Source organism: Clostridium sp. CM039, assembly GCF_055081075.1.
In genome coordinates, this window is sequence record NZ_CM143649.1 from 3,931,766 (window position 1) to 3,955,360 (window position 23,595).

Here is a 23,595-nt window from a genome sequence, read left to right on the forward strand (position 1 = left end):
GTATCCTCATTTCAAGAATTTAATTTTAATGAAAACAATGTTAGCATATTAGCGCTATTTTCATATTATGGTTATGGGGAGGTGAGGGATTTGAGAAAGTTATATGTGTGTAGTACTTCAGCAGATTGCATATCAAAAGTTAACTTGGATTTGTTTATAGAAGAAGAAAAAATATATTTGGATAAAAAAAATCTCAAAAGAATTGGTCCTCATGGTATATATATATATAAAAACAAGATATTAACAGCTAATAGTTATGATAATAGTATTTCTATGGTTGATATTGATAATAATGAAACAGAAAGTTATTTTATAGGTATGCATTGTAATGATTTATCAGTTTATGATAATAGGGCATATGTTATTTGTGGAGATTCTGATGATATAATAGTTTTTGATTTAGACAAAAAAACAATTGTAGAAGTAATTCCATGTGGTAACTCACCACATAGTATTTATCTTTGTAAAAGAAAGAACCTTATTATAGTGGCAAATATGAATAGTGACAGCATAACAATAATAGATTGTGCTCAGAATACAAATATTAAAAATATTAGGGTGGGGGCATATCCTACTAAAGCTCTAATTACCCCGGATGGAAATTATATTTTAGTTTGCGAGAGCAATATAGGTATGGACAATAAGGGAAGTATAAGCATTATTTCATTAAAAAACTATAACGTATTATACAAGATACCTGTTGGTAATTCGCCTGTGGACATGTATTGTAATGAAAAATACTGTTATGTATCAAATTTTGGAGATGGCACGGTGAGTATATTAGACATAAATAATTACAAAGAGATAAAAAAAATTAAAATTGGGGGTATGCCTCGGGGAATACTCGAAGATGAAAAATATTTGTATGTAGGTGATAATTATAACAATTTGCTTATTAGAATTGATAAAATTACTGAAAATAAAAAAGCCATCTCTATTGGCGGAGAGCCCACAGGTATGGCACTTTTATAAAAATCAGCTTCTATAGAAGATTAAGATTAATCATCTATGAGAAGATTAATTATTTTAGCATAAAGTTCAGAAGGGTTTTTTCTCCATTTACTGCATAAATTTCGTGCTTGCTTGTTCGACGCAACACTAAGTTTAATATCTATAAGTGTAAAATTATCTTCTGAAGCGGTTAGGTTAACTAAATAATTATTATTGTTTTCTATTGTGTAATCAGCACTAACCGTGAGTGCTTTTTTGATGTTTTCAATATGAACTTTCAAATAGCTATCAATAAGTTGTATCTTGCTTTCAGAAATTCTTCCTTTAAATAAAGATAGAACATTGTCACCTTTTTGCGAAATGACTAATCTATGCTTACCTTTCTGATCAGTATGCTTAAGTAGGTTAGATGCAATAAGTTCAGTAATATATTGTTGCAAAGTAAAATAATTTATAAAATTATTCTCTAAAATAATTTGCGTTATTTGAATATTAGAAATAGGGAGCTTTATTTTATAAAATATATAAAGTAAAAGAAGCTTATTTTCAGCTAAGTCTAAAGCATCCTCAAACATATCTGTTCCTCCTTGTAGTCTGCTTAATATAAAACAATAATGAACGGTATCATTTCATGTAAAATTAACTATAAACATTATAACATAAAAAGCACCGAAATGAATCGGTGCTTTTAATTTTAATACTATATAATGGTTTATCTGAATTTTCAAAAGAAATAAACTTTATAAATTAAATTATACACATATATATTAACTTATAGAATATAAATTTAAAGTATAAATGTGCGAGGAGACGATAGGGGATATCTATTACTTTGGCACAAAGCGATTATAAGGAGGATATAAGAGGATATGAATTACATAAAAAAAAAATTAATAGTATTTTGTGCGATTTTCATTGTGATTTTATCAATTATAGGTGTTTATAACTTAAAAACTAAGGGTGCGTTTTTGGGTGAGCAACGTAAATTACCAATTTACTCCGTAGATACTAAAGAGAAAAAGGTTGCGATCTCTTTTGATGCAAACTGGGGCGATGATAGAACAGATGATATATTAAAAATATTAGATAAGTACAATGCTAAAGCAACGTTTTTTATAGTGGGAGCGTGGCTAGACCAGTATCCGGATAGGGTAAAGACGATGCATCAAAAAGGTCATGAAATAGGAAACCATTCCAATAAGCATCCTATAATGACTACAATATCCAAGGAGAGAATGAACAAAGAAATAACCACCACAGATGCTAAAATAATGGCTATAACAGGGAAAGAAACAACCCTTTTTAGATGCCCATCTGGAGAATATAATAATTTAGTAATTGAAACCGTAGAATCAACAAATCATTATTGTATTCAATGGGATGCAGATAGTATTGATTGGAAAGAGCAGGGGGCAGAAATTGAGTATAATAGAATAATTAAAAAGACTAAGCCGGGCTCCATACTTTTATTTCACAATAATGCAAAGTATACCCCTGAAAATTTAGAAAAAATTTTAAAACATTTTAAGGCTCAAGGCTATAAATTTGTAAAAATATCAGATCTTATATACAAAAAAAACTATTATATAAATGAATCAGGAAAACAAATACAAAAATAAAAATTAAATGTATTGAAATCCACGGTGTATTTGTATTATAATGGAAATACCAATTAGTTATAATTTTGGAAAAATAGATATAAACAAAATTCTCTTAATATTAGGTATATTACATTGAAAAACTGAATATTTATATTCTAAAGAAAGTTTATTAAAAAAAACTAAGGGAAAGAGGGATTATGATGGATAATGTTATGTTAAATAACAAGATTTATTTAGAAGGAAAGGTAGTATCTGAATTGAAATTCAGTCATGAAATGTATGGAGAAGGCTTTTATGTATTTGATTTTGAGGTTTGGAGACTTAGTGAAACAACAGATATTTTAACTATAACAATTTCTGAAAGATTAATTGCAGGTATGAATATTACAATAGGAAATGAGTTTATAGTTGAAGGTCAACTTAGATCTTACAATAAATTCGTTGACGGATCTAACCGATTAATATTAACGGTATTTGCTAGAGATATTAAAATTTGTGAAGAACACAGTAAGAATCCAAATCAAATATTTTTAGATGGATATATTTGCAAGAGTCCAGTGTATAGGACAACTCCGTTTGGGAGAGAGATTGCGGACATGCTTTTAGCAGTTAACAGATTGTATAATAAATCTGATTATATACCTACAATTGCTTGGGGACGAAATTCTAGGTTTTGTAAAAGTCTTGAAGTAGGAGATAATATAAGAATATGGGGAAGACTTCAGAGTAGAGAATATCAAAAGAAATTATCAGATGACGAAGTTATAAAGAAAGTGGCATATGAAGTCTCTATATCAAAGATGGAAAAGGTTGCTAAAGATGGTGGGGGCACTGTAGAAGCGGATATGATTGATGAAGAGCAGGACCTTGAAGCTCTAGACGTTATATAGTATAGATATGTAGAATGAATTTTCTTCTTTTAATGGGGTTGAAAAGAGCATATATTACGTAAAATACATTCGAACAAGCTTTAGTAATTCAAACTAATTTTATCGGAAGATACGTTAAGAACAGTACATGTTTGAGCGTTAGCGAGTTTGTACTGTTTAGTATCTTTCAATAAAATTAGTTTAGAATTACTTAGCAAAGTAAGATGAATTTGTAGTAATATATGCTCTTTTAATTTTTGTTATTTTCTTAAATCATCAAGTAGTTTAGTTTTTTCTTTAGTTCCACTATCCACATTTTTTATTATTTTTGCGGGTGTTCCAGCAACTACAACATTTTCAGGAACATCATTTACAACTACAGATCCTGCTGCCACTATAGAATTATTTCCGATTTTTACTCCTTCTAAAATTACAGCATTGGCTCCAATTAGTACATTGTCTCCAATTTCACAAGGACTTTTACTTGGAGGTTCTAACACTCCTGCGATTACTGCACCTGCACCTAAATGAACTCTTTTACCGAGTTTACCTCTGGCACCAACAACAGCGTTCATATCTACCATAGTTTCATCGCCAATTTCAGCACCTATGTTAATTATGGCACCCATCATTATAACGGCATTTTTACCTATGGTAACCTTGTCGCGTATAATTGCACCTGGTTCAATTCTTGCATCGATATTTTTTAAATCTATCAAAGGAATAGCGGAGTTTCGTCTGTCTTGTTCAAGTTTGGATTTTTTGATTCTGTCTTTATACTTTATTAGAAAATCTGATACCTCATTACTTTCTCCAAAAAGGATATAAAAGCTTCCGTTACCAAAACTTTCTATATTGCCAAATTCGCATTGTGATAAATCTCCATCAATATAGAGTTTAAGTGGAGTTGCCTTTTTAGCTTCTTTTATGTATCTTGCAATTTCATAAGGGTCGGTTAAATCATAGTTCATAGTTAATCTCCTTTCGTATTATAAGTATTAAGCCAAATTTTCATTTTTATGCATTTAATTTCGATTACACCATAAATATTAGCATTATCCTAGAACAATTTAAAAAATACTGATTTTTATTCTATTATATAGTAAAATACTTATAATGCAAATAATTGAAAGCACAAACACATTGAAAAGGATGATGTTATGAATAATTTATTTTCAAAAAATGTAAGCAATGTAGAGATTTCTGGAATTAGAAAATTTTTTAATAAGGTTCCACAAGTTGAAGGGGCGATTTCACTGACTCTTGGTCAACCTGATTTTCCAGTGCCTAAAAATATTAAGAAAGCCATGATCCAAGCTATTAATGAAAATAAAACTGAGTATACAACTAATGCAGGTATTCCGGAGCTACGACATGAGATTTCTAATTTTTTATGCGGCACAGGCATCAACTATTCAGCTGATGAAATAACTGTGACTGTTGGTGGAAGTGAGGCACTTCTATGCACATTTGCAGCATTTTTAAATGTTGGAGACAAAGTGCTGGTACCGACTCCAGCTTATCCAGCTTATGAGAGCTGTGTAAAGATTTTTGGAGCAGAAGTAGTTAATTATAAGCTTAACAGTGATTTTACTATTAATTTTGAAACATTAAATAAACTTATTAATGAAGAAAATCCTAAGATTTTAGTGATGTCACATCCGTCTAACCCTACTGGAGCAACATTAACATTATTCGAGCGAAATAAACTTTTTCAAATTCTAAAAGAAAAAAATATTTACATAATAAGTGATGAAATTTATAGCTCATTATGTTATGAAAAATACTATTCATTAGCTCAAATTGATGAATTAAGGAATAAAGTAATTTTGGTGGGTGGATTTTCTAAAATGTTTTCAATGACGGGACTTAGAGTTGGATATGTTTGTGCTAGCAAATATATCATGGATAATATAATGAAAGTACATCAGTATAATGTTTCTTGTGCAGCCTCAATATCTCAATGGGGTGCGTGCGAAGGATTACTTTCTAGCATGAATGATGTAAATAATATGAAAGTGGAGTTTGAGAGGCGAAAAGATTATGTATATAAAAGGTTGAAGCAAATGGGAATGGATACAACTATTCCTAAAGGGGCCTTTTATATATTTCCCTCTATAACAAAATTTTCTATGAGTAGCGAAGAGTTTTGCAACAGACTGTTGAATGAAGGCAAGGTCGCTGTTGTGCCTGGTTCGGCTTTTGGCACCGGAGGAGAAGGTTTCATAAGGATATCATATTCTTATAGTATGGAAGTGTTAAAAGAGGCTTTAGATAGAATGGAAAAGTGGATTAAATCATTACCTGAGTAATTTTTAAAAATATTGAACTAGAAAAGCAACCTATTTAAGTATTTAATACTTTGAAGGTTGCTTTTCTAGTTTAAAGGCTAAATCATCTCCTGCGGAGCTGTATTAACGACTTCAGAAGGAGATTTGTACTCCAACTGAAGTTTTTTATTTGTTAGGGCGCGTAACTCCAGCGTGTAGTAATGGGAGACTTTCCGTCTGAACTGTCGTTATATTGACATATTAACTACATCATCCATACTATATAGACCTTTTTCTTTTCCGTATATATATTCGCAAGCTTTAAGTGCACCTATTGCAAAAACATCTCTTGATATTGCAGTATGCTTAATTTCAATACATTCTCCTTTTCCTGCAAATATGACTTCATGATCACCTATAATACTTCCACCACGGATAGCATGAATCCCTATTTCATTAGGTTGTCTTTTACTTAAACCATCACGTCCTTTGACAAAGGTGGTTTCGTCATCTATAGAATCTTTAATTGTATTTGCAAGGAGTAAAGCGGTACCACTAGGGGAATCGACTTTTTGATTATGATGCTTTTCAATTATCTCAATGTCAAAATCCTTGTAAAGCATATTGCTTATGCTTTTAAGTATATTATTAACAACATTTATACCTATAGACATATTTGCAGAGTGGAATACTGGGATTTCGGTGCTGAGGGAACTAATTTTAGATAACTGTTCTTGCGTGTAACCAGTAGTGCAGAACACAATAGGGATATTTTTCTCTTTAGAATACTTACATAAGGAATCTAAAGCATCTGGCCTTGAAAAATCTAAAATCACATCTATATCATTTTCGCATTCAAGTATGCTATCATAGCATGTATAGCCTAAATTAAATGAATTTTTATCAACACCTGCAACAATTGAAATCGTTGTTGATGCTTTAGCCATTTCAGAAATAACTTTGCCCATCTTTCCATTGCAGCCATTTAGAAGCATTCTAATCATTTGATTTCCTCCTTTAAAGGGATATTATATGCTTTTAATTCTTTTTTTAGAATCTGTAAATTTATTTCATCCATTTCACATAGTGGTAGTCTTAAAGCCCCGACTTCCATTCCCATAAGATTCATAGCTGTTTTTACAGGGATAGGATTAGTTTCTATGAATATAGAGCCATTAAGAGGAAGATACTCCAATTGTATTTTTAGAGCTTTTGCATGCTCGCCTTTTAAATATAATTCACACATGTTATGAATCACTGTAGGAATTATATTTGAAAGAACAGATATAACTCCGATACCTCCTAAGGAAAGTATAGGTATAACTTGGTCGTCATTACCTGAATAGATATCTATTCTATCTCCGCAGAGTGCTTTAATCTGTGCTATCTGACTTATATCGCCGCTCGCTTCTTTAATTGCTACAATGTTTTGTACTTCGCATAATTTTAGAAGTGTGTTTGGAGTAATATTAAGACCTGTTCTCGAAGGAACGTTGTATATTATTATTGGTGAAGTTACACTATTTGCAATTGCTTTGAAATGCTCAACTAAGCCTTTTTGAGTAGTCTTGTTATAGTAAGGCGTAATTACAAGTAATCCGTCTACGCCTATTTTTTCTGCCCATCTACTCATACTTATTGCAGCGGCAGTATTGTTACTTCCTGTGCCCGCGATTACTGGAATTCTCTTATTAACTAGATCAACTACAAATTTTATAGTCTCTTTTCTTTCTTGCTCTGTCATAGTAGAAGCTTCACCTGTAGTACCACATACTACAATAGCATCTGTCATGCTTTTGATATGCCATTCTATTAATTCTTCGAGTTTTTTAAAATCTACGCCTCTTTCATTAAACGGAGTGACTATTGCAACACCAGAACCTTTAAAAATACTCATAAGATTACCTCCTAGTAGTTTATACTATATAGTTATTAATTTAGATCGCTTTTAGTGAAGCATTTCGTAATATTCTTCATAATGAATTAGGAAACACATAAATTATCACTAAAATATTTTTCTTCATTAGATTATATTATATAGCCCATATGTAAAAATATATATACTTTAAAAAAAAAAACTGAAAATCAGCAAGGTATAATTTAATGGGTATATTTATAAAACTGTAATTTAAATCATATTATGATTAAATAACGGGTAATATTTATTTTTTATTATGAATAAAAAAACCTCGAATTGTAAAAAATATAAGATATTACAATTATAATTAGGAGGTATATGATGGGTAAAACACCTTTGAAAAAAGTTATAAAAGCTAAGTTAAGAACAAATAAAGAGTTAACTAAAAACGAAATGCTAAGAGAATCGTTAAAATATGAAATAGCGGAAGAATTAGGATTAACAGAAAAGATAGATGTGGATGGTTGGAGTGGATTAACAGCAGAAGAAACAGGAAGAATTGGAGGCTTAATGACAAAAAGAAAGAAAGCCATAAATCTCCCTAAAAACAAAGATTTTTAAAGATATTAAGCAAATTAATTTGGACAATATTTGGTATATAGGTTAGTATATTATATACCATTATAGTATTAAGAGGAATATAAAGGAGAAATGTTAATATGAACTGTTACAAAGAGTTTGCTTGTATATATGATGAATTAATCAATTCTGATATTGATTATAAAACATGGGCTTCCAAAATATTATGTATTTGCAAAGAGCATCACTTAGATATGGAGAGTTATTTAGATTTAGCCTGTGGTACAGCAAATCTTACTATAGAAATTGCAAATGAGTTTAAGCATACCTGGGCAGTTGATTTATCTTGTGATATGTTAAGTCAAGCAGAGAAAAAGATGAGGGATGCTCGGGTAGGAGCAAAATTTGTATGCCAAGATATTTGTGAATTGAATTTAGATAATACTTTTAACCTTATAACTTGCGGATTAGATTCTAGCAACTATATATTAAAAAAAGAAAATTTTAAAAAGTATTTATTAGGCGCTTATGATTTATTAAAACAGGATGGGTTATTCATCTTTGATATTAACTCTTATTATAAACTTACCAATGTGCTTGGTAATAATATTTATAATTACGATAGTGATGATGTAGTGTATATTTGGGAAAATTATTTAGAAAATGATATAGTACAAATGAATTTAACTTTTTTTGTAAAAGAAGGACAAGTGTTCAGACGCTTTGATGAGCAACACTCTGAAAGGGCTTATAAAGAAGAATATGTAGAAAGTGTTATAAAAGAAATTGGGTTCGAAATAATTAAAAAGATGGATAACTATGAAGATAAAGTAGTAAGTAAAATCACAGAGCGAATATGTTACGTACTTAAGAAGTAAAAAACAAAAATAGTTTACAGGAGGCTAGTATATGGATAAATTGGTTAGAGCTACTGCAAAGGAAGGCCAGGTTAGAATAGTCGCAGCAATAACTACGGGTTTAGTAAATGAGGGAGTTTCTATGCATTTGTGTGCACCCACGGCAGCAGCTGCTTTTGGTAGGATGCTAACGGCTGGTGCTCTTATGGGGAGCATGTTAAAGTCGCAGCAAGATAGTTTAACACTTCAAATTGATGGCGGAGGAGAAGCGAGAGGCGTGGTAGTAACTGCACATGCTGATGTAAGTGTAAAAGGGTACATAGGAAACCCTAATGTAGATTTGCCTGCAAACAAACAGGGGAAACTTGATGTAAGTGCTGCCGTTGGTACGGATGGTTATTTAAGGATTATAAGAGATATGGGACTAAAGGAACCGTACATAGGTCAAGTGCCAATCTGTACAGGTGAAATTGGGGATGACTTAGCTTATTACTTTACTGTATCAGAGCAAACGCCGTCTGCTGTGGGACTCGGAGTTTTAGTTGACACGGATATGAGCATTAAAGCTTCAGGAGGTTTTATAATCCAAATGATGCCTGGTGCAGACGAATTTTTAGCTGATATAATAACGTATAGGCTTGAAGAAATTCCATCTATAACTGAATTAATAGCAAAAGGGATGAACATCGAAGAAATTTTGGAATTTATTTTTGAAGATATGGAACTTAAAATACATGAAGAGGTTAAGCCGACGTATAAATGTGATTGCTGCAGGGAAAGGGTTGAGAGGGCCTTAATAAGTATAGGTAAAAAGGATTTAGAAGAATTATATAATGATGGTAAAACCGAAGAACTTAAATGCCATTTTTGTAATGAAAATTATGAATTTAATCATGAAGAAATTGGGCAATTACTTAAAGAAGCTAATTCATAGATAAAAATGCAGCTTTGGATAAAGAGAATATAGTATATGTGGTATTGCTTTTTATAGAAAGCAATACACAAACTATATTCAATAGTAATATATGTTTCAAATCGTAGCAAAGTGGAGTAAATTCGATAAATAGGGAGTATAATTTAAATATACGTGAATATTCACCATATTTATGGTTGACAGCCGTAAGGAAATCTTATAATATAATAAAGTACTCACAAAGTACACATGGACGAGGAAGTTAACAGTAAAGTAAAAAAACAGTTAATACATAAAGTTGTTGACAAGTTTTATGAAATGATGTAAACTGTACTAGTCTGATAAAGATATGTGGGAGCATAGCTCAGCTGGGAGAGCATCTGCCTTACAAGCAGAGGGTCACAGGTTCGAACCCTGTTGTTCCCACCACATATGGCTCAATAGCTCAGTTGGTTAGAGTGCCGCCCTGTCACGGCGGAGGTCGAGGGTTCGAGTCCCTTTTGAGTCGCCATTTGAATTTAGTAAATTTGAAAATTATTAAGGCTGGATAGCTCAGTCGGTAGAGCAGAGGACTGAAAATCCTCGTGTCCCTGGTTCGATTCCTGGTCTAGCCACCAGTGTTGCGGAAGTGGCTCAGTGGTAGAGCGTCACCTTGCCAAGGTGAACGTCGCGAGTTCGAATCTCGTCTTCCGCTCCAACTATAATTATGAATAATGGCGCTATAGCCAAGCGGTAAGGTCAAGGTCTGCAAAACCTTTATTCCCCGGTTCAAATCCGGGTGGCGCCTCCAAAACAATAAAAAGTAGTCTAAATGCTGATATTTCAGCATTTAGACTACTTTTTTTATTTCAGTATATTTTGGATTCGTTAGACTCTAAAAATACTACCTCTATCGATTAGTTTTCCATTTCTCAAAAATACAGGTTCTACCTTATGCTTATTTAAAAAATTTAATACTTCTTTCCCATACAAATAATGATCTAAGTGACCATAAAAAGCTAAGACATTATCTTCGATAAGACCTGTTACGCCACCTATAAAACCGTAGTTAAGCCCGGGAAGGATAATATCACCAGGTGGAATTAATAAAATATCTATTTTTTCAATGCTTAAAGCCTTAGCGATAGAAACATCACTAGTTATGACTGCATGATCATTTACAATGCAAGTAGAACATTTTGTATAACCTTGCTTAACGTTTATTAATTTTCTTGTTTTTAATAGTGACAAAAGATTAGTATCAGTAAAATTAACTGAGTGAATAAAAAGATTGCCTAGGCTTAATGAATTGAGACATATGTCATAAGGGTATTTATCTTTTAAAGTTGAATTTGATTTATAAACTTTATAATTTAACAAAATTAAGCTCAGTATGAATTCATTATCCATGTCTTTATGAACTATAATATCTTTGCCTAAAATATGCATAAGCATATCAGGGTGACCACATACAGCCTCGTATAAAATGTTGCTAGGTGGGCAAATAAGCAAGTTATATCCTCTAGAAACTAAATATTCTTTTTCTTCATTATGAATTCTAAAATCAACAATAATATTTTTCATTACAATACTCCTATTTAATATTTATTTTCTTATGTTTATTTTATAACACAAAGCTATCACAAATTGCAATATGTCGATAATTGTTTAATCTATTTTGCATATACATTAATATTACACACATACTATCTTAGTGAGAAAGGAGTGTGCGAAATGCTTTTATTAACTATTGTATATAATAGGAGTATGGAATGTATTATTGATGAAATTAAAGACATTAAGAAGTGTTTTGAAGATAAAAAAAATTTTTCAGGTATATCGGAAAATATAATAGGGGATACTCACGTAGTAAAGTTTTTTTGTGATGATGACAACTTAAGCGATGCTAGTATCAAAACATTTAATTTGCATGTTGCAAACATGTTATATAAAATAGTTGTAATGGAATTTTGTAAAAAAGGACTCAAAAAATTTTTAGATGAATCTTATTTTTTTCTGCAATATGATGAAATAGAACAAATTAAACCTAGGATACAAGAATACTTGAGTAGTGAGGGCGAAATATCCGGACCTAATGGAGTATATTGTATGAATAGGAAAAATAGTATAATTGATAAGATAACTAAATGTATAGAAGAAAATAATGAAATTAATATAAGTGGATTTTTAACCTTTAGGACAAAAGAGCTAAAGGGAGATTTAGAGTGCATAGTGGATAAAGTTGTGGAAGAGTATATGGTAGAGAAAGAATATAATGAGTTTATAAAATTGCTTAAATACTTTGTTGATGTTCAGGATAGTAAGGTAGATGAGATTAATATTCTAATTGAAAAAAACGGAAATTATCGTTTAACAGATGAAGAAGGTAATGATTTAGTAGGAAATATGATGATGGAGTTACCGGATGTTAAATTTGATTCAAAAGAAAATCGAGAGGAACTTATTATTAGCACTATGATAACCAATGCTCCTAAAAAAGTAATTATACACTGTGTAGAGCATTGTAAAAATAAAGAACTAATACAAACGATAAACAAGGTTTTTGCAGATAGGGTCTATTATTGTGATAAATGTGTTAAATGTGAAGAGATAAAAAAAGAAACTCTTGTATGGTAGTAAGGCATATTGATATGTGAATAAAATAAATAAAAAAGTGTTGACAAACAAATACTTAGATAGTATACTTTGAATTGTTGTGAGTGAAAATATAAAAAATATTTTAATATAATAGAGTTATCTTTTACAAGAAGAAACAGCCGTTTCTCACCTAACAGTAATGCTAGTTAGGTTAATTAGTAATTTAAATTTGTTACTATTAGGGACGGCATTTTGTCGTCCTTTTAATTGTTTAAATATTATATTTTTATCTAAATACACTTAGGAGGTGAAAATTATTAGTAAAAACAAAGATTTCATGATGAATGAAGAAATCAGAGTTAGAGAAATAAGAGTTATTGGAGCTGATGGTTCTGCATTGGGTATCTTGAATACTAAAGATGCGTTGAATCTTGCGGAAGAGAAAGATTTAGATTTAGTTATGATGTCTCCTACCGCGAAACCTCCAGTATGTAGAATAATGGATTTTGGTAAGTTTATCTATGAGCAACAGAAAAAAGAAAAAGAAGCTAAAAAGAAACAAAAAGTTGTTAATCTTAAAGAAATACGATTAAGTGCAACAATAGAAGATCATGATATTGCAATTAAGGCTAGTAATGCTAAAAAATTCTTGTTAGATGAAGATAAGGTAAAGATAACCGTAAGATTTAGAGGTAGAGAAATTGAAAACTCAAAAGTCGGACATAAGATATTAAAATCTTTTGTAGAAAAAATCGGTGATGTTTATATTGTTGAAAAACCAGCGAGACAAGAGGGAAGAAATATGATAATGATTTTAGCTCCCAAAAAAGCATAACTGAGAGGAGGAATTTTATTATGCCTAAAATGAAAACACATAGAGGCGCAGCAAAAAGATTTAAGAAAACAGGAACAGGTAAGTTAAAAAGAGCTAAAGCTTTTACAAGTCATATATTAACAAAGAAAAGCCCGAAAAGAAAAAGAAACCTTAGAAAAACAGCATATGTTTCAACAACTCAAATAAAATCGATGAAGAAATTGTTACCATACTTATAATTGAATGGTGATTAGGAGGTATATTAAATGGCAAGAATTAAGCGAGCAGTTAACTCTCGTAAAAACCATAAAAAAGTATTAAAGCTTGCAAAAGGCTACTATGGTGGTAGAAGTAAGTTATTTAAAACAGCTAATGAAGCAGTAATGAGAGCACTTAGAAATGGTTATATCGGAAGAAAATTAAAGAAAAGAGATTTTAGAAAACTTTGGATAGCTAGAATCAATGCTGCTACAAGGTTAAATGACCTTTCATATTCAAGATTCATGAATGGAATGAAACTTTCAGGCATAGATATTAACAGAAAAATGCTTTCTGAAATTGCAATAAATGATCCAAAAGCTTTTGCTGAATTAGTAGAAGTTGCAAAAAAACAATTACAAGCATAAAAATTATTTATTCAAAAATGTAGCCATACGGCTGCATTTTTTATTGCATTTTTGACAAAAACATGTAAAGTGATATAATTAGTAAAACATCATAGTTGAAAATTTAGAGGTGAATAATTTGAAATTAGATATTAAAGATCTTAAAAAGAAAAGCATATATACTCCTGTTCGGATACTTGCATTAGGGTTTGCTATAGTCATAGTCATAGGGGCTATACTATTAAGCCTACCTATAGCTTCGCAAAGTGGTAAAATTACGCCTTTCATAGATTGTATATTTACCTCTACATCTGCTGTGTGTGTTACGGGACTTATAGTACTAGACACGGGAACATATTGGACATATTTTGGCAAAACAGTGATCATGTTACTTATAGAAATAGGTGGACTTGGATTTATGTCTGTAGCTACTTTAGTTTTTTTAATTTTAGGGAAAAGAATAACATTAAAGGAAAGACTAGTGATGCAGGAAGCTATGAATGTAAACTCATTACAAGGGTTAGTGAAAATGGTCAGATATGTATTGATATTTACAATTTATGTTCAGATAACAGGTGCGGTGTTATTCTCAACACAATTTATTCCTGAATTTGGAATTGCCAAAGGGATTTATTATAGCGTGTTCCATTCGGTGTCTGCGTTCTGCAATGCTGGGTTTGATTTGATTGGAAACTTTAATAGTGTCACTGCTTATGCTAGTAATTCTGTAGTAATATTAACAATTGCAGCATTAATAATAATAGGTGGGTTAGGATTTTATGTTTGGGTAGAAATTTATAATTGCAAGGGAACAAAAAGATTGTCCCTCCATGCTAGAATAGTTATTTACTCGACGATAGCATTGGTTGTTTTAGGGGCAATACTTATGTATATTTTTGAGATGAATAATGCTGACACTATGCAAGGAATGTCTATTAAGGGCAAATTTTTATCTTCCGTTTTTGCATCAATTTCCCCAAGAACAGCAGGGTTTAATTCTATACCACTCGGTAAAATGACCACGGCGGGAAAGTTTTTAACAATAATTTTAATGTTTATTGGAGGATCGCCTGGATCAACGGCGGGTGGAATAAAAACGACTACTGCCATTGTGATTTTTATGACTATAGTGTCTGTGGTTCGTGGAAGAGAAGATACTGAAATATTTCAAAAGCGCATAAGCAAAGAATTTGTGTATAAAGCGTTTGCAGTATCACTTATTTCCCTAACAATTGTTATATCAGTTACCATGATATTATCTATTACACAGAGCCCGAATATTCCTTTTGAATACTTTTTGTATGAGGCTACTTCAGCATTTGCTACAGTTGGATTAACACTCGGATTAACTACAAAATTAACATTTGTAGGAAAGGTAATAATCTTACTTACCATGTATGCAGGGAGAGTGGGACCACTTACTATAATACTAGCATTAGCTAAAAATAAAAAAAGTAAATCGGGAAATATAAAATACCCAGAAGGCAAAATTTTAATTGGATAGGGGTGGGGTTAATGAGTAAAAAACAGTTTATCGTTATAGGTCTCGGAAGATTTGGAGAATCCGTTGCTGAAACATTATATTCTTTGGGAAATGATGTATTAGCAGTTGATTTTGATGAAGATGTAGTTCAAAATATTTCGGATAATGTAACTCATGCAGTTCAAGCTGATGCGAATGATGAAAATAGCTTAAGGGCTCTTGGAATTCGTAATTTTGATTGTGCAGTCATTAGTATAGGTTCTAATATCCAATCTAGCATTTTGGCAACACTCTTAGTTAAAGAATTAGGAGTAAAATATGTGATAACAAAAGCGACTAATGCCCTGCATGCTAAAGTATTATATAAAATAGGTGCAGACAGAGTAGTTTTTCCAGAAAGAGATATGGGTGTACGCGTTGCTCATAATTTAGTATCATCAAATATATTAGATTATATTGAATTATCTCCTGATTATAGTATAGCTGAAGTTATTAGTCCTGAAGAATGGCATAATAAAACCCTGGGAGAATTAAATATAAGAGCTCAATATGGTATAAATGTAATGGCTATAAAAAGAAACAATGATATTGATGTTGCTCCAGCAGCTGATAATATTGTTGAACCAGGTGATATTATTGTTGCAATAGGTAATATTGAAGAATTAAATAAGTTGGAAAATCTAGTTAAATAAGGAGCATTCAGTTTGGAACATATTCAAAGTAAGGATAATTTATTGATTAAAGATATCAAAAAGTTAAAAGAAAAGAAATATAGGAAAGACAGTAATATGTTTTTAGTTGAAGGTTTCAGATTTGTAGAAGAAGCTTTGGATTCTGATTTTGAAGTGGTGCACATTTTTATAAGTGCTAGAGGAGATTCAAAATATGAAAACTCTTGTATGAAAAACAAGCTACAGAAGAATACTAAAGTTTATAGTGTTAGTGACAGTTTATTTAAAAGTATTTGCGATACGGATAATCCGCAAGGTATTATTGCTACAGTTAGAAATAAACCGGTAGAGATTAAATATGATCATGGCTTCTATATGTTAGCTGATAAAATACAAGATCCAGGTAATATGGGAACTATAATTAGAACAGCTCATGCGGCGGGAGCACTAGGAGTTATAATTACAAAAGGAACTGTAGATATCTATAATGAAAAAACTTTAAGATCCACAATGGGTTCTATTTTTAAAATACCCGTTATTTGCGATAGTGATCTATCGGTGGTGCAAAAGCTTAGGAGCGCTGGATTTAAGCTAGTTACTAGTTCATTGGATACTGATAAAAACTTCTATAATGTAGACCTTAGAGAGAAAGTTATTATATCAGTTGGAAATGAAGGAAATGGAATAAGCGCCGAAGTTTATGAGATATGTGATTTGAAAATTAAAATTCCCATGCCTGGTGGTGCAGAATCTTTAAATGCAGCTGTAGCTGCATCAATTATGATGTATGAAGTCGTAAGACAGAAAAATAATATATGATTTTTAAATTCATAGTTGAATTTTTTTGTAGTTGTGGTTATAATATTTTGTATACTACCATAAATTAATAATAAACTGTGACGGAGAAAGTAAATATAAAGATACTTACAGGGATAAGAAGCCTTAGACTGAGAGCTTCATTAAGAAATTTTTATATCCAAGTTCACTCCAGAGTTCTAATGGTGAAAAAAAGTAGCCGATAGCGGGTAAAACCGATAAATTTATCTAAGAGGACTATTTTTAGTCAATTAGGGTGGTAACGCGGATTTTCCGTCCCTTTATTGGGGATGGTTTTTTTTGTTTTATAAAGAATTATCAAAATATGAGAGGAGCATTCATTATGAAAGAAAAGTTAGAAACGATAAAAGCTGCAGTTTTAGAAGAATTAAAAGGAGCTGCTATTAAAACAGAATTAGAAAATATCAGAGTTAAATATTTGGGCAAAAAAGGTGAATTGACGCAAATATTAAGAGGCATGGGACAGTTATCAAATGAAGAAAGACCAATTGTTGGAAAATTAGCAAATAAAGTAAGAGAGGATATAGAGACACTTATAGATAAAGCTTCAGATACATTAAAAAACAATGAAAAAGAAATGAAGCTAAAAAGTGAAGTTATAGATATATCTATGCCAGGGAAAAAACAAACAGTAGGTAAAAGACATCCGTTAGAGTTAACACTTGAAAAAGTTAATGAAATATTTTTATCTATGGGATTTGTTATTGAAGAGGGCCCTGAGGTAGAAAGAGATTATTATAACTTTGAGGCATTAAACATACCTAAAAATCATCCGGCAAGAGGTGAACAAGATACTTTTTACATAAATGATAATATAGTTTTAAGAACCCAAACTTCACCAATACAAATAAGAACTATGGAGCTTCAGAAACCGCCTATAAAAATGATAGCGCCAGGTAAAGTTTATAGATCCGATGCAGCAGATGCTACTCATTCACCAATATTTTATCAAATTGAAGGGCTTATAGTAGATAAGGGAATTACCTTTGCTGATTTAAAAGGGACGCTAGAATTATTTACGCAAAAAATGTTCGGGGACGAAATGGAAACAAAGTTTAGACCACATCATTTTCCTTTTACAGAGCCATCAGCTGAGATGGATGCCACTTGCTTTGTGTGCAATGGTAAAGGGTGCAAGGTTTGCGGCGGTAGCGGCTGGATAGAACTTTTAGGTTGTGGCATGGTTCATCCGGACGTTTTAAGAAATTGTGGGATTGATCCAGAAGTTTATAGCGGATTTGCTTTCGGGTTTGGCCTTGATAGAATTACAATGTTAAAATACGGAATAGACGATATTAGAGCACTTTATGAAAGTGATATGAGATTTTTAAAACAATTCTAAAATATAAATAATAATGCAGCTTCGCAGAAGATGATTTAATACTATACAAATTGTAGGAGGATATAAAATGAAAGTTCCAGTTAAATGGCTTAAAGATTATGTAGATATAGATATTTCACCAAAGGTGCTTGGAGATAAGTTAACCATGTCTGGTTCGAAAGTAGAAGAGGTTATTATATCAGGTGCTGAAATTGAGAAGGTTGTTACAGGGAAAATAATAAAAATAGAAAAACATCCGGATGCTGAGAAATTAGTTATATGTCAAGTAAATATAGGATTAGACGAGCCGACACAAATCGTTACAGCAGCTACTAATATGAAAGAACAGGATATAGTACCAGTAGCACTTCACGGATCAACGTTACATGGAGGACTAAAAATAAAAAAAGGTAAACTCCGTGGAATAGTTTCAAATGGTATGTTCTGCTCTGAGGAAGAACTTGGAATTGCAGTTGATGAACCAGTTGATGGACTAATGATACTTCCAAGCGATACCATCATTGGAAAAGACATAAAAGAAGTATTAAATCTTCAAAGTGTACTAATAGATTTTGAAATAACTTCAAACAGAGCAGATTGCTTAAGTATTCTAGGAATAGCTAGAGAAACGGCTGCAACTTTAGGCACGCAGTATAGAAAACCAGCACTTGATTATAAAGCTACCTGCAAGGATAATGTGGAAGACCTTTATAAGGTTCATATTAATGATGAACTTTGCAGAAGATATATGTTAAAGGGTATAAAAAATGTAAAAATTGAGCCTTCTCCACAATGGATGCAGGAAAGACTTATAGAAGCAGAAATTAGACCTATAAATAATATAGTGGATATCACAAACTTCGTTATGGTAGAGCTTGGTCAACCTATGCATGCATTTGATGCTAGGCAAATTACGACTAATGATATAGTGATAGAAAGAGCGGGTAACGGAGAAAAATTTATTACCTTGGATGAGATAGAAAGAGATTTAGATGAAAGCATTTTAACTATTAAAGATGGAGATAGAACAATAGCAATTGCAGGCATTATGGGAGGCTTAAATTCAGAAATTAAAGAAGACAGCACAAGCATAATATTTGAGAGTGCAAACTTTAATGGGGTTAATATAAGACTCGCTTCTAAGAAATTATCTTTAAGAACCGATGCATCTTCTAAATTTGAAAAAGATTTAGATCCTAATATGGCTGAAATGGCAATGGATAGAGCTTGTCATTTAATAGAAGAATTAGGTGCGGGTGAAATAATGGACGGATGCACTGAGGTATATCCGAGTAAAGTTAAATCTCATACTTTAGAAGTAGATGCAAATTGGATTAATAAATTTTTAGGAACTAATATATCTATGCCCAATATGAAAATATACCTTGATAGATTAGAACTTGCTACAGAAATAACAGGGGATTTTTTAGTTATACATGTGCCTACGTTTAGGTCTGATATTAACATTAGAGAAGACGTCGCAGAGGAAATAGCTAGAATGTATGGTTATGATAACATACCATCTACTATTCCTAATTGTGAAACTTCAAAAAGTGGGAAAAGTGAAAAGCAAAAGTTAGAAGATAAAGTAGTGCTTTCTTTAATTGGCAGTGCACTTAATCAATCCATAAGTTATTCTTTTGTAAGTCCTAAAATATTTAATAAAATATTAGTTCCAGAAGATAGTGAGTTAAGAAAAGTAGTTACTATAAAAAATCCTTTAGGAGAAGATTATAGTATAATGAGAACTACAACTATAGCATCTATGATGGAATGTTTATCAAGGAATTATTCAAGGAATAATGAAGAAGCTAGGTTATTCGAAATAGGTAAGGTGTATATACCAAATGAAGATGCAGATAAGCTTCCAGAGGAAAGAAATATATTAACTATAGGAATGTATGGAAATGCTGATTATTTGGATTTAAAAGGTGTAGTGGAAAATGTATTAGATATTTTGGGAATGAAAAATACATCATTTAAAAGAGAAAGTGAAAATCCAACTTATCACCCAGGAAAAACATCAAACCTATATGTAAAGAGAGAATTTATAGGTGTGGTTGGAGAAATTCATCCGAGTGTTTCGGAGAACTATGAAGTGCAGCCAAGATGTTATATAGCAGAATTAAACTTAGATATATTATATAAATATGCTGACTTAAATAAGAAATACAAAGCACTTCCAAAGTTTCCAGCTGTAACAAGGGATATTGCACTTATAGTTGATGAGAGGGTTCTAGTTCAAGACATTGATGATATAATTGTAAAGCAAGGTGGAAATATTTTAGAAAGTGTAAAATTATTTGACGTGTATAAGGGGAAACAAATAGCAGAAGGAAAGAAAAGTATAGCCTATGCTATAGTATATAGACGCTCGGACAAGACATTAACAGATGAAGAAGTAAACAAGGTGCATGAAAAGATATTAAGATCTCTAGAGCATAAATTAGGTGCTGAACTTAGATAATGAAAGTAAACTAAAACTCCCTTAGTAATAAGGGGGTTTTATCATTGTGCGCCCGGCATGGGCGCAATCTAATGGGTGAAAGTCCCTAGCACGGGTTAATAGTGCCAAGTGCATAGCTTAAGACAAGGGTGTCCATCGTGAGATGGAATCTGAAGGAAGTTGGCGGCCAAACTCCGGTCTGACGAACAGAAACTACATATAAGGCATATGCTTGTGGGTAAGTTTGCAATACAAAACGAAGCCCAAAACTATTCGAAACAAGTGGTGTAAATGTAGCAGATAGATGGAGTGAAAGATTGCGTTCTTACCCGGGGAGATCTGATAGGTAAGTTGTGGATATGAATTTAGAAATAACAACCCATACAGTGATGTATGGCTGAACTATCAGAAGTCAGCAGACGTCATAGTACCATGCAAAACGCGTTAGCGTGGGAAGGACTGAACAATAGGAGGTTTGGAATTTTGAAGGATACGAGAAAATATGATAAAAGCAGACAACTTCATAAAGAAGGCTCTCTACGAGAGAATAGAGTGGAACTCGAAGGTAATGTAGAAGTGCATAGTATTTCCTCTATGTCAGAAGAAGGAAGAAACGATGTGAATGAATATGATAATGGTTTACTCGAGCAGATATTATCGAGAGATAATATGAATAAAGCATATAAAAGAGTAAAAGCCAATAAAGGAAGTCATGGGATTGATGGTTTGACAGTAGATGAACTTCTACATTATCTAAAAGAGCATGGACAAGAATTAAGGCAATCATTATTAGAAAGTAGATATAGACCTCTAGCCGTAAGAAGGGTAGAAATACCAAAACCTGACGGTGGAATTAGGCTACTTGGAATACCTACTGTATTAGATAGAGTTATTCAACAAGCGATATCACAAACTCTAATACCAATATATGAAAAGAAATTTTCTGATAATAGTTACGGTTTTAGACCTTTAAGAAGTGGAAAACAAGCTGTTGAAAAATGTAGGGGATATATTAATGCTGGACATACATGGACGGTGAATATAGACCTTTCTAAATACTTTGATACGATAAATCATGATAAATTAATAAGGATACTATCGGAAGATATTAAAGATAGTAGAGTAATTTCTCTGATACGAAAGTATCTACAAAGTGGAGTGATGATAAATGGGGTATTTATGAATACAGAAGAAGGAGCACCTCAAGGCGGGCCTTTGTCCCCATTATTAAGTAACGTAATGTTACATGAACTCGATGTAGAACTAACAAAACGAGGACTAAACTTTTGTAGATATGCTGATGATGCGAATATATACGTCAAAAGTGAGAAATCAGCAAATAGAGTAATGAAGAGTATTACGAGATTTATTGAGGAAAAGTTAAAGCTTAGAGTGAATAAAGAAAAGAGTACAGTAGATAGACCTTGGAAACTTAAATTTTTAGGATTTTCATTTTACCGAGCAAAAGGTGAATACAGAATGAGAGTTCCTCAAAAACCTATAATCAAATTCAAAGCAAAGCTAAAAGAATTAACTTCAAGAAGTAATGCGATGAGCATGAAATATAGGTTTATGAAACTTAAGCAAGTGATAGTTGGATGGATAAATTATTTTGCTATTGCAGACATTAAAAGTATTCTTAAAACACTTGATGAATGGTTAAGGCGAAGAATTAGAATGTGTTTTTGGAAACAATGGAAAAAGATTAAAACAAAATATGGGAACCTTGTTAAATTAGGAATACCAAACAATAAAGCTTTGCAATATGCAAATACAAGGAAAGGCTATTGGAGAACATCCAATAGCCCTATATTAAACAAAACATTGACCAATAAATACCTTAAAAATATAGGATTAGTTTCTATATCTGAGACATATTTATTAAAACATTAATTTCTATTGAACCGCCGTGTACCGAACGGTATGCACGGTGGTGTGAGAGGTCGCTAAATAAATTAATTATTTAGCTCCTACTCGATTCATGCAATCTCAAAAAACAAATGAATATTGTATTAATTGTATGCATAATTTGAAAAAATTGGTTTTATTAAAAGTTATATTGTGGTACAATAAGTTTAACTAATCTGTCTAAGAGGGTGTTTTAGATGAACGTTGTAACAATAAAGATAAACGGTGTTGAATATAATTTAAAAGGTGATGAAAGAGAAGAATATTTACATATGGTAGCTAGTTATGTTGATAAAAAAATAAAAAATATAATGAGTAATAATGAAAAGCTTAGTACTTCCTCAGCAGCAATTTTAACTGCTTTAAATTTAGGTGATGATATGTTTAAAAGTAAGTCACTTTGCAAGGAACTTTTGAGTAAGGGTGAATCTTTAGAAAAACATGATAATGAATTGACTGAGCAGTTAGAAGGTTTAAAAAAACAGTTAAATCATTTGGAAGACTATAATCAAGAATTACTTAACAAGTGTAAAAACACAGAAAAAACTGAATATGTAAAAACATTAGAGCAAGAAAATATAGAGATGCAACAACAATTAGATGTGATGCAAGTGACTAGTAAAAGTTGTATCGAAGAAAATAGAAGAACAAAAACAGAAAATAAAGAAATGAGATTTAAGCTTCAATCTTATAAGTACAAAATAATCGATTCACAAAATAAGTTGATAGAATACCAAATTAGTTTAGCTAAACAAAAGAAAATTAATAATCCACTTTTAGCTTCACATAAAAAATAAAAATTATTTAATTGTCGCCGAAAGGCGATTTTTTTAATGGACGAGAAATATATTTACAAAAGGCTCACAATTTTTAAAATAATTGTGAGTCTATTTTTTATTATAATGACTTTAAGTTGATAAAGTGTAATATTAAAATGCTCATGAAACATATAATTATATTGATAGCGAAATTAAAGACTGTTATATTAACAACAATTATTAAGTTATATCAAATTGTTTATAAAAAAAGGGGGGA

At 31.6% G+C, this 23,595-nt stretch carries 23 protein-coding genes, 5 tRNA genes and 2 other annotated features; of the genes, 23 read left to right on the forward strand and 5 right to left on the reverse strand.

All coding sequences use genetic code 11. The features are described 5' to 3' along the window. The first annotated feature begins 90 nt into the window (after positions 1–90). Positions 91–972 (forward strand): YncE family protein, encoded by an 882-nt coding sequence (locus ACWJJ2_RS18480; protein WP_220287406.1) that lies wholly within the window; start codon positions 91–93, stop codon positions 970–972. 26 nt (positions 973–998) lie between these two features. Here the strand turns inward: ACWJJ2_RS18480 and ACWJJ2_RS18485 are convergent, their stop codons facing one another. Further along, positions 999–1,526, reverse strand: a complete 528-nt coding sequence (locus ACWJJ2_RS18485) for a DUF4364 family protein (RefSeq protein ID WP_216303278.1) — start codon at positions 1,524–1,526, stop codon at positions 999–1,001. Between the two features lie 294 nt (positions 1,527–1,820). Between ACWJJ2_RS18485 and pdaB the strand changes: the two genes are divergently transcribed. Then, the gene (pdaB, locus tag ACWJJ2_RS18490) at positions 1,821–2,570 is read left to right on the forward strand and encodes a polysaccharide deacetylase family sporulation protein PdaB (protein ID WP_309137234.1); all 750 of its coding nucleotides are present in this window, start codon (positions 1,821–1,823) and stop codon (positions 2,568–2,570) included. A gap of 182 nt (positions 2,571–2,752) precedes the next feature. After that, positions 2,753–3,442 (forward strand): single-stranded DNA-binding protein, encoded by a 690-nt coding sequence (locus ACWJJ2_RS18495; RefSeq protein ID WP_220287410.1) that lies wholly within the window; start codon positions 2,753–2,755, stop codon positions 3,440–3,442. A 239-nt stretch (positions 3,443–3,681) separates the two neighbouring features. Here the strand turns inward: ACWJJ2_RS18495 and dapD are convergent, their stop codons facing one another. Next, entirely contained in the window at positions 3,682–4,392 is a 711-nt protein-coding gene (gene dapD / locus ACWJJ2_RS18500) for a 2,3,4,5-tetrahydropyridine-2,6-dicarboxylate N-acetyltransferase (RefSeq protein ID WP_216303276.1), read from the reverse strand. A 189-nt stretch (positions 4,393–4,581) separates the two neighbouring features. Here dapD and ACWJJ2_RS18505 point away from each other — a divergent pair, with 189 nt between their 5' ends. Then, entirely contained in the window at positions 4,582–5,733 is a 1,152-nt protein-coding gene (locus ACWJJ2_RS18505; protein WP_216303275.1) for a pyridoxal phosphate-dependent aminotransferase, read from the forward strand. 206 nt (positions 5,734–5,939) lie between these two features. Here the strand turns inward: ACWJJ2_RS18505 and dapB are convergent, their stop codons facing one another. Together dapB and dapA are read right to left on the reverse strand one after the other, a co-directional pair. After that, positions 5,940–6,695 (reverse strand): 4-hydroxy-tetrahydrodipicolinate reductase, encoded by a 756-nt coding sequence (gene dapB / locus ACWJJ2_RS18510; RefSeq protein WP_220287413.1) that lies wholly within the window; start codon positions 6,693–6,695, stop codon positions 5,940–5,942. Next, positions 6,692–7,588, reverse strand: a complete 897-nt coding sequence (dapA, locus tag ACWJJ2_RS18515; RefSeq protein ID WP_220287415.1) for a 4-hydroxy-tetrahydrodipicolinate synthase — start codon at positions 7,586–7,588, stop codon at positions 6,692–6,694. The genes dapB and dapA overlap by 4 nt, the downstream gene beginning before the upstream one ends. A gap of 342 nt (positions 7,589–7,930) precedes the next feature. Here dapA and ACWJJ2_RS18520 point away from each other — a divergent pair, with 342 nt between their 5' ends. From ACWJJ2_RS18520 to ACWJJ2_RS18555, 8 genes are all read left to right on the forward strand, one after another. Next, positions 7,931–8,170 (forward strand): small, acid-soluble spore protein, alpha/beta type, encoded by a 240-nt coding sequence (locus tag ACWJJ2_RS18520; protein ID WP_165414222.1) that lies wholly within the window; start codon positions 7,931–7,933, stop codon positions 8,168–8,170. Positions 8,171–8,268: 98 nt separating this feature from the next. Further along, a complete protein-coding gene (locus ACWJJ2_RS18525) occupies positions 8,269–9,006 on the forward strand; it encodes a class I SAM-dependent DNA methyltransferase (RefSeq protein ID WP_220287417.1) in 738 nt (245 codons plus the stop codon). 31 nt (positions 9,007–9,037) lie between these two features. After that, positions 9,038–9,919 (forward strand): Hsp33 family molecular chaperone HslO, encoded by an 882-nt coding sequence (gene hslO / locus ACWJJ2_RS18530; RefSeq protein ID WP_216303271.1) that lies wholly within the window; start codon positions 9,038–9,040, stop codon positions 9,917–9,919. A gap of 332 nt (positions 9,920–10,251) precedes the next feature. Next, positions 10,252–10,327, forward strand: a tRNA-Val gene (locus tag ACWJJ2_RS18535). Between the two features lie 5 nt (positions 10,328–10,332). Continuing rightward, a tRNA-Asp gene (locus ACWJJ2_RS18540) sits at positions 10,333–10,409 on the forward strand. A gap of 30 nt (positions 10,410–10,439) precedes the next feature. Continuing rightward, positions 10,440–10,515: transfer RNA gene (locus ACWJJ2_RS18545), tRNA-Phe, on the forward strand. 5 nt (positions 10,516–10,520) lie between these two features. After that, positions 10,521–10,595, forward strand: a tRNA-Gly gene (locus ACWJJ2_RS18550). Positions 10,596–10,613: 18 nt separating this feature from the next. Beyond that, positions 10,614–10,688, forward strand: a tRNA-Cys gene (locus ACWJJ2_RS18555). 77 nt (positions 10,689–10,765) lie between these two features. Here ACWJJ2_RS18555 and ACWJJ2_RS18560 read toward each other — a convergent pair. After that, on the reverse strand, positions 10,766–11,461 hold the full coding sequence (locus tag ACWJJ2_RS18560; RefSeq protein WP_216303270.1) for a DUF6873 family GME fold protein: 696 nt from the start codon (positions 11,459–11,461) through the stop codon (positions 10,766–10,768). A 150-nt stretch (positions 11,462–11,611) separates the two neighbouring features. Here ACWJJ2_RS18560 and ytxC point away from each other — a divergent pair, with 150 nt between their 5' ends. The 11 genes from ytxC to ACWJJ2_RS18615 all read left to right on the forward strand — a co-directional run bounded on the left by ytxC (position 11,612) and on the right by ACWJJ2_RS18615 (position 23,357). Further along, the gene (gene ytxC / locus ACWJJ2_RS18565) at positions 11,612–12,514 is read left to right on the forward strand and encodes a putative sporulation protein YtxC (protein ID WP_216303269.1); all 903 of its coding nucleotides are present in this window, start codon (positions 11,612–11,614) and stop codon (positions 12,512–12,514) included. Between the two features lie 122 nt (positions 12,515–12,636). Beyond that, positions 12,637–12,748, forward strand: a sequence feature (ribosomal protein L20 leader region). Between the two features lie 34 nt (positions 12,749–12,782). Then, complete coding sequence (gene infC / locus ACWJJ2_RS18570) at positions 12,783–13,310, forward strand: translation initiation factor IF-3 (RefSeq protein ID WP_165414227.1); 528 nt, start codon at positions 12,783–12,785, stop codon at positions 13,308–13,310. A 20-nt stretch (positions 13,311–13,330) separates the two neighbouring features. After that, positions 13,331–13,528 (forward strand): 50S ribosomal protein L35, encoded by a 198-nt coding sequence (rpmI, locus tag ACWJJ2_RS18575; protein WP_165414228.1) that lies wholly within the window; start codon positions 13,331–13,333, stop codon positions 13,526–13,528. A 27-nt stretch (positions 13,529–13,555) separates the two neighbouring features. Continuing rightward, positions 13,556–13,915 (forward strand): 50S ribosomal protein L20, encoded by a 360-nt coding sequence (gene rplT, locus ACWJJ2_RS18580; RefSeq protein ID WP_165414229.1) that lies wholly within the window; start codon positions 13,556–13,558, stop codon positions 13,913–13,915. 118 nt (positions 13,916–14,033) lie between these two features. Further along, entirely contained in the window at positions 14,034–15,398 is a 1,365-nt protein-coding gene (locus ACWJJ2_RS18585; protein ID WP_462954362.1) for a TrkH family potassium uptake protein, read from the forward strand. Between the two features lie 11 nt (positions 15,399–15,409). Further along, entirely contained in the window at positions 15,410–16,069 is a 660-nt protein-coding gene (locus tag ACWJJ2_RS18590; RefSeq protein WP_165414231.1) for a potassium channel family protein, read from the forward strand. Between the two features lie 12 nt (positions 16,070–16,081). After that, positions 16,082–16,867 (forward strand): TrmH family RNA methyltransferase, encoded by a 786-nt coding sequence (locus tag ACWJJ2_RS18595; RefSeq protein ID WP_216303267.1) that lies wholly within the window; start codon positions 16,082–16,084, stop codon positions 16,865–16,867. A 68-nt stretch (positions 16,868–16,935) separates the two neighbouring features. Beyond that, positions 16,936–17,148 (forward strand) — a binding site (T-box leader). 59 nt (positions 17,149–17,207) lie between these two features. Further along, positions 17,208–18,227: a phenylalanine--tRNA ligase subunit alpha gene (gene pheS / locus ACWJJ2_RS18600; protein ID WP_165414233.1), complete on the forward strand. Its 1,020-nt coding sequence runs from the start codon at positions 17,208–17,210 to the stop codon at positions 18,225–18,227. A gap of 67 nt (positions 18,228–18,294) precedes the next feature. Next, a complete protein-coding gene (pheT, locus tag ACWJJ2_RS18605) occupies positions 18,295–20,673 on the forward strand; it encodes a phenylalanine--tRNA ligase subunit beta (RefSeq protein ID WP_220319655.1) in 2,379 nt (792 codons plus the stop codon). 462 nt (positions 20,674–21,135) lie between these two features. Next, positions 21,136–22,545, forward strand: coding sequence for a group II intron reverse transcriptase/maturase (gene ltrA / locus ACWJJ2_RS18610; protein ID WP_462952630.1), 1,410 nt, complete (start codon positions 21,136–21,138; stop codon positions 22,543–22,545). Between the two features lie 212 nt (positions 22,546–22,757). Beyond that, positions 22,758–23,357 (forward strand): cell division protein ZapA, encoded by a 600-nt coding sequence (locus tag ACWJJ2_RS18615; RefSeq protein ID WP_216303265.1) that lies wholly within the window; start codon positions 22,758–22,760, stop codon positions 23,355–23,357. Positions 23,358–23,595 lie beyond the last annotated feature (238 nt).